The organism is Rhodobaculum claviforme, assembly GCF_016653255.1.
GTDB lineage: Bacteria > Pseudomonadota > Alphaproteobacteria > Rhodobacterales > Rhodobacteraceae > Rhodobaculum > Rhodobaculum claviforme.
Window position 1 is genome coordinate 1 of the sequence record NZ_NHSD01000167.1, and the last position, 7,293, is coordinate 7,293.

General features: G+C 71.5%; 6 protein-coding genes. 1 reads left to right on the forward strand and 5 read right to left on the reverse strand.

Annotated elements, in window-relative coordinates; genetic code table 11:
• Nucleotides 1-146: 146 nt before the first annotated feature.
• Entirely contained in the window at nucleotides 147-1,544 is a 1,398-nt protein-coding gene (xdhA, locus tag CCR87_RS05525) for a xanthine dehydrogenase small subunit (RefSeq protein ID WP_201156565.1), read from the reverse strand.
• 165 nt (nucleotides 1,545-1,709) lie between these two features.
• Between xdhA and dnaE the strand changes: the two genes are divergently transcribed.
• Entirely contained in the window at nucleotides 1,710-5,153 is a 3,444-nt protein-coding gene (gene dnaE / locus CCR87_RS05530; RefSeq protein WP_201156566.1) for a DNA polymerase III subunit alpha, read from the forward strand.
• 7 nt (nucleotides 5,154-5,160) lie between these two features.
• Here the strand turns inward: dnaE and CCR87_RS05535 are convergent, their stop codons facing one another.
• The 4 genes from CCR87_RS05535 to CCR87_RS05550 form a co-directional block, all read right to left on the reverse strand.
• A complete protein-coding gene (locus tag CCR87_RS05535) occupies nucleotides 5,161-5,454 on the reverse strand; it encodes an HPr family phosphocarrier protein (RefSeq protein WP_201156567.1) in 294 nt (97 codons plus the stop codon).
• Nucleotides 5,451-5,858, reverse strand: coding sequence for a PTS sugar transporter subunit IIA domain-containing protein (locus tag CCR87_RS05540; protein ID WP_201156569.1), 408 nt, complete (start codon nucleotides 5,856-5,858; stop codon nucleotides 5,451-5,453). Before CCR87_RS05540 ends, CCR87_RS05535 begins: the two co-directional genes overlap by 4 nt.
• Nucleotides 5,859-5,863: 5 nt before the next feature.
• On the reverse strand, nucleotides 5,864-6,817 hold the full coding sequence (gene rapZ / locus CCR87_RS05545) for an RNase adapter RapZ (RefSeq protein WP_201156568.1): 954 nt from the start codon (nucleotides 6,815-6,817) through the stop codon (nucleotides 5,864-5,866).
• Nucleotides 6,814-7,293, reverse strand: a 480-nt coding sequence (locus CCR87_RS05550) for an HPr kinase/phosphorylase (RefSeq protein ID WP_242511873.1), incomplete at its 5' end; no start/stop codon positions are given. The genes rapZ and CCR87_RS05550, both read right to left, overlap by 4 nt.

The following is a 7,293-nucleotide window of genomic DNA, read 5'->3' on the forward strand; positions in this document are numbered from 1 at the left end:
CCCGAAGGCAAGGTGCAGCGTGTCCGCGGGCGTGGGGATGTCGTCGACATAGCGCGCCCGGCCGGTGACATGCAGGCGGGCCGCGTCATGGGGCAGGGCGGGCATCGCGGACGGGGTGGGAATGGCGGACGGTGGCTTGTGGGCGGTCATGGCAGGACCTCCAGCACATGGGCGGGGGTGCCCTGGTCCGCGTGCCAGCAGCGCCGCAGCATGTTGCGCGCCGCCTCCAGCCGATAGGCGCCGGAGGCGCGCATGTCGCTCAGCGGGGTGAAGTCCTCGGCCAGGGCGGGCAGGGCGGCGTCGATGGCGGCCAGCGTCCAGGGGCGGCCCAGCAACGCCCCCTCCACCGTGCGGGCGCGTTTCGGGGTGCCGGCCATGCCCCCGAAGGCGATGCGCGCGGCGGTGACGGTGCCGTCGGTGAGCGTGATGTTGAACGCCCCGCACACCGCCGAGATGTCCTGGTCGAAGCGCTTCGACAGCTTCCACACCCGCAGGCGGTCGGGTTGGCGGGGGATCGTGATGGCCTCGACGAACTCGCCCGGGGCACGGTCCTGGCGGCCATACTCGAGGAAGAACGCCTCCAGCGGCAGGTCGCGCCGCACATCGCCGCGGCGCAGATGCAGCGTGGCGCCCAGCGCGATCAGCGGCGGCGGGCTGTCGCCGATGGGCGAGCCGTTGGCGATGTTGCCGCCCAGCGTCGCGGCCGCGCGCACCTGTTCCGAGCCATAGCGACGGATGAGCTCTCCGAACGCCGGGTGCAGCGGCGCGATGACAGGGTGCAGCTCGGCCAGGGTGACGCAGGCGCCGATGCGCAGGCCCGCGTCGTCCGCCTCGATCCGGCGCAGGTCGGGCGTCGCGGCGATGAAGGCCACGGGGCCGAGGTCGCGCAGCCCCTTGGTCACCCACAGCCCCACATCGGTCGCGCCCGCGATCAGCGTGGCGTCGGGGTGCGCAAGATACCAATCGGCCAGGTCGCAGGCGTCGCGCGGAACATGCACGTCAGCGGGGGGCTGGCTGCCCCCCGCACCCCCCGCGCAGCGTTCCGCCCGGACATGCGGGCGGTCATCCATCCAGCCGGGCACCGGCGCCTCCGCCGCGGCCTGGGCCGCGCGCACGATGGGGGCATAGCCGGTGCAGCGGCACAGGTTGCCCGCCAGCACATCGTCGAAATCCCGCCGCCCGCGCGCATGCGCCACCGCCAGCGACACCACGATCCCCGGTGTGCAGAAGCCGCATTGCGATCCGTGGTGCTCGACCAGCGCCGCCTGCACCGGGTGCAGCGTGCCGTCAGGGGCGGCGATTCCCTCCACCGTGCGGATGGCCTTGCCCGCCAGTTGCGGCAGGAACAGGATGCAGGCGTTGAGCGCCTGCGCGCCGCCTGCGTCGGTCACCATCACGGTGCAGGCGCCGCAGTCGCCCTCGGCGCAGCCTTCCTTGGTGCCGGTCAACCCGCGCCGCTCGCGCAGCCAGTCCAGAAGCGTGGTGGTGGGCGGCGCCTCGACCGTGATGGCTGCGCCGTTGAGGGTGAAGGAAACCTCCGCCATGGTATGACCTGCCGCTTTCTCCCCGGTTGGACGTGATGCGCGGCCACCCGATGCGGCGGAAAGCGGCGGCGCGGTCCGTCCGGCCAGAAGATGCGCCCGCCGCGCGATTGGCAAGCCCCGCGCGCGGGCTTGGCGCCACCGCGCGCGCGCCGTAGGGTCCGGGCCATGACAAACGCCCCCCGATTCATCCATCTGCGGCTGCACACCGAGTATTCGCTCCTGCAAGGCGCGGTGCCGGTCAAGGCGCTGCCGGGTCTGGTCGCCGCCATGGGCATGCCCGCCGTCGCGGTCACCGACACCAACAACCTGTTCTGCGCGCTGGAGTTCTCGGTCGGCGCGCTGGGCCGCGGCGTGCAGCCGATCCTGGGCTGCGAGATCTCGGTGGGCTATGATCCGGTGCAGCCGGGCGAACGGCCCCGCCCGCCGGCCGCCGTGGTGCTCCTGGTCCAGAACGAGGCCGGCTGGCGCAACCTGCTGAAGCTGAACACGGTGCTGTACCTCGACGCCGCCAGCCCGCGCGGCGAGGTTCCGCTGGAGGCGCTGGAGGCCCATGCCGAAGGCCTGATCTGTCTGTCGGGCGGGCCGGACGGGCCGGTGGGGCGGCTGTTGCGCGCGGGCCAGCGCCCCCGGGCCGAGGCGCTGATGGGCCGGCTGTCGGCCGCGTTTCCCGGCCGCCTCTATGTCGAACTGCAACGCCACCCCGGCGACAGCGGACAGGTGGTCGAGGCCGAGCGCGCCACCGAGCGTGGCCACATCGAGATCGCCCACGCCATGGACCTGCCGCTGGTGGCCACCAATGACGTGCATTTCCCCAAGCCCGAGATGTACGAGGCCCATGACGCGCTGATGTGCATCGCCGACGGCGCCTATGTCGATCAGGCCGCGCCGCGCCGCCAGCTGACGCCGCAGCATTCCCTCAAGACGCCCGAGGAGATGGCCGCGCTGTTTGCCGACCTGCCCGAGGCGCTGGAGAGCACGGTGGAGATCGCCCGCCGCTGCGCCTTTGCCGCGAAGAAACACGACCCCATTCTGCCCCGCTTTGCCGAGGACGAGGTGGAGGAGTTGCGCCGCCAGGCCCGCGAGGGGCTGGAGGCGCGGCTGGCGGTCACGCCGCCGTCCGCCCCGCGCACCGTCTATGACGAACGGCTGGAGTACGAGCTGGGCGTGATCGAGGGGATGGGGTTCCCCGGCTATTTCCTGATCGTGGCCGACTTCATCAAATGGGCCAAGGCGCAGGGCATCCCCGTGGGGCCGGGTCGGGGGTCGGGCGCGGGCTCGCTCGTGGCCTGGGCGTTGACGATTACCGACCTCGATCCGTTGCGCTACGGGCTTCTGTTCGAACGCTTCCTGAACCCCGAACGCGTCTCCATGCCCGACTTCGACATCGACTTCTGCATGGACCGGCGGGAGGAGGTGATCGCCTATGTCCAGGACCGCTACGGCCGCGACCGGGTCGGGCAGATCATCACCTTCGGCGCGCTTCTGTCCAAGGCCGCGGTGCGCGACGTGGGCCGGGTGCTGCAGATGCCCTATGGCCAGGTCGACCGGCTGTCCAAGATGATCCCGATCGAAGGGGTCAAGCCGGTCTCCATCGCCAAGGCGCTGGTGGATGAGCCGCGCCTGCGCGAGGCGGCGAAGGCGGAAGAAGTCGTGGACCGCTGCCTGAGCTACGCCCGCCAGATCGAGGGGCTGTTGCGCAACGCCTCCACCCACGCGGCCGGCGTCGTGATCGGGGACCGGCCGCTCGATGAACTGGTCCCGCTCTATCAGGACCCGCGCTCGGACATGCCGGCGACCCAGTTCAACATGAAGTGGGTGGAGGCCGCGGGGCTGGTGAAGTTCGACTTCCTCGGCCTCAAGACGCTGACGGTGGTGCAGCATGCGGTGCGGCTGCTGGCCAAGCGGGGGATCGCGGTGGACGCCGACCGCCTGCCGCTGGACGATCCCGCGACCTATGCGCTCTATGCCTCGGCGCAGACGGTGGCGGTGTTCCAGGTCGAAAGCGCGGGCATGATGGACGCGCTGCGGCGCATGAAGCCCACTTGCATCGAGGACATCGTGGCGCTCGTGGCCCTCTATCGCCCCGGCCCGATGGAGAACATCCCCCAGTACTGCGAGGTCAAGCACGGGCTGCGCCCGCTCGAATCCATTCACCCGCTGATCGACCACATCCTGGAGGAAACCCAGGGCATCATCGTCTATCAGGAACAGGTGATGCAGATCGCGCAGGAGATGGCGGGCTACAGCCTCGGCGGTGCGGACCTTCTGCGCCGCGCCATGGGCAAGAAGATCAAGGAGGCGATGGACGCCGAACGTCCCAAGTTCCTCAGCGGCGCCATGGCCAAGGGCGTGGACGAGAAGAAGGCCGGAGAGGTCTTTGACCTGCTGGAGAAGTTCGCCAACTACGGCTTCAACAAGTCGCACGCGGCGGCCTATGCCGTCGTCAGCTACCAGACGGCGTGGCTCAAGGCCAACCACCCGGTGGAGTTCATGGCCGCGGTGATGACCTGCGACATCCACCTCACCGACAAGCTGGCGGTCTACAAGCGCGAGCTGGACCGCATGGGGATCGAGGTGGTGCCGCCCTGCGTCAACCGCGCACAGGCGGGGTTCGACGTGGAGGACGGCCGGCTGGTCTATGGGCTGGGGGCGCTCAAGAACGTGGGCCTCGGCGCGATGGAGCTGATCGTGGCGGCGCGGGGGGACCGGCCGTTCGCGACGCTGTTCGATGTCGCACGCCGGGTCGACCTGCGCCGCGTCGGCAAGCGCCCGCTGGAGATGCTGGCCCGCGCGGGCGCCTTCGATGTGCTCGATGCCAACCGGCGCCGCGTGTTCGACGGGCTGGAGGCGCTGATGGCGTATTCGGCGGCGGTCCATGACGCGCGCGCCTCCGCCCAGGTGTCGCTGTTCGGCGAGGCCGGCGAGGACATTCCCGAGCCGCGCCTGGACGGGGCGCCGGACTGGCTGCCCACCGACCGGCTCGCGGGGGAATACGCGGCCATCGGGTTCTATCTGTCGGGGCACCCGCTGGACGATTACCTGCCTGCGCTGAAGCGCTGCGATGTGCTGACGCTGGCCGCGCTGACGGCGCGCGCGCAAGGCGCGCCGCTGGTGGGCCGCATCGCCGGCACCGTCGGCGCCCGGCAGGAGCGGAAATCCGCGCGCGGCAACCGCTTTGCCTTCTGCCAGCTGTCGGACCCCACCGGCCTTTATGAGGTAACGGTGTTTTCCGAGACGCTGGAGGCCGGCCGCCAGCATCTGGAACCGGGCTGCAACGTCGTGCTGACGGTGGAGGCCACCGCCGAGGGCGAGACGCTGAAGCTGCTGGCGCGCGACATCCGTCCCGTCGATGCGGTGGTGGCCGGGGCGGGGGCGGCGGGGCTGCGCATCCATCTGGCCGATGCGGTGGCCGTGCCTTCGGTCGCTGCGCTGCTGGAGAAGCTGGGTGCTGCGAGGGGGACCGCACGCGGGCCGATCCACGTCTGTGTGGCCGACCCCGCCTCCGGTCACGAGATCGACGTGACCATCGGCCGCAGCCTGCCGGTGACGCCGCAGATCCGTGGCGCGCTGCGCACCTTGCAGGGGGTGATTGCGGTGGACGAGGTCTGAGCGCGGCTCAGAACGCCTCGCCGAAGCGGTTCCCGACCAGCGTGACGAGCGCGTCGGCCAGCGCCTCGGCCTGTGGGCCACGGGCGCGCAGGGCGATGGTGGTGCCGCGCGCGGCCCCCAGCGTCAGCAGCCCCATGATCGAATCGGCCGGCACGACCTGTCCGTCGCGCTCCACCTCGGCTTCGGCGTCGTGGGCCTCCACGACCTCCACGAAGCGGGCCGAGGCGCGGGCGTGCAGCCCCTTTTCGTTGACGATCTCCAGCGTGCGGCGCACCGGCCACGTCCCGGCGTGGGCGTTCATCGCGCCCCCTCCACCTGCGCGCCCAGATCCAGACTGTCGATGTACTTGCGCCCCGATTCGAGCGCCGAGGCCACCGCCTCGTCCACGCTCCGACGGCGCGATTTCGCAAGCTTGATGAGCATCGGCAGGTTTGCTCCGTACAGGATCCGGCGGTCGGGCGCGACGCAGGCGCGCAATGACAGGTTGGAGGGCGATCCGCCGAACATGTCGGTCACCACCACCACGCCCGCGCCGCCGTCGACGGCATCGGCGGCGGCACAGATCTCGGCCTGCTTGGCGGCGCGGTCATGGCCGTCCTCGATGGCGATGGCGCGCATGCCCCCCTGATGGCCCACGATGTGTTCCACCGCCGAGAGATACTCGCGCGCGAGCCCGCCATGGGCGACGATCACGATGCCGATCACGCCAGTCATTTCGCCTCCGCATCGCCGGGCGTGGTCCCGGCGCGGCCTTGGGGTGTCACCGGGTCGTCGGTGACCTCCCTGTGTCGCTTAGACACCTGCCACCCCGCCTTCGCAAGGCCCTCGGCCAGGGTTTCCACCACCATGACCGAGCGGTGTTGCCCCCCGGTACAGCCAAAGCCGATGCCGAGGTGTGTCTTGCCCTCCTCGGCGTGGGCGGGCAGCAGCAGGGCCAGCAGATCGTTGATCTGCGCAAGGAACGGCGCATAGCGCGGGTCGCTGCGGATATGGGCGGCCACCGCCCCGCAGCGCCCGTCGCCGCCGCGCAGCTCCGGCACCCAGTAGGGATTGCGCAGGAACCGGCAGTCGAACACCATGTCGAGGCCCCGCGGCACGCCCCGCTTGTAGCTGAAGGACTGCAACGACACCGCCAGCCCGGTGCCGTCGCCGCCGAACCAGCGCGCCATTTCCGCGCGCAGATCGTGCGGTGACATGTCGGAGGTGTCGATCGCGATGTCGGCCCGGTCGCGCACAGGTGCCAGCAGGGCATGTTCGCGCGCGATCCCGTCCGCGGGATGGTCGGCCGGCGCCGAGGGGTGGCGGCGGCGCGTCTCGGAGAACCGCCGCAGCAACGCCTCGGGGCGGCAGTCGAGGTACACGACCCGGATGCTGGCGCGCGGGTCCGCGTCGATCTCGGCCACGAGGTCGAGGAACGCCGTCACCGCAAAGCCGGGCATCCCCACATCAAGCCCCAGCGCCAGCGGCCGCCCCTGTGCCGGTCCGGCCAGCAGATGCGGCAGCAGCTCCAGCGGCATGTTGGTGATGGTCTGGAAGCCCAGATCCTCCAGCGCGTTCAGCGCCGTGGTGCGCCCGGCGCCGGCCGGGCCGATCACGCAGACCACCCGCCAGCCGGGGGCGGGACGCACGGGCGCAATGGGCGCAATGGGCGGCGTCTGGGTCATGGCGGAATGCAGCCTCCGTGCCGGAGATAGAGCATCAGCGCCGAAGGCAAACATCCCGTTTCCGGCGCATGGATCAGCGCCACCTCCAGCCCCAGCGCCGACCAGATCCGCGGCGGTGGCATCCGGGCGCCTTCGCGCTGCGCCAGGTCGACCGCCAGCACCACCCGCGCCGATCCCACCGTGGGCGCGCGCAGCAGCCCGATGCCGCGCGCCTCGATCAGGCCGCGGATGGCGCCGGGGGCCTGCGCGCGCAGGTGGTCGCCCTCGCGCGACAGCTCCGTGCGGTCGTCGGCCACCAGCACGGCGCCCAGCGCCAGCATCCGCAGCGCCACCTGCGACTTGCCCGCCCCCGACGGCCCCAGCAGCAGCGCCGCCCCGGCCTGGACGCCGCGATGAGCGGGCGCGCGGGGCGATGATCCTGCACGCCTCCTGCGTGGCGGTGGCGGGGGGCGGGGCGGCGTCGGCGTCGCCCAGCA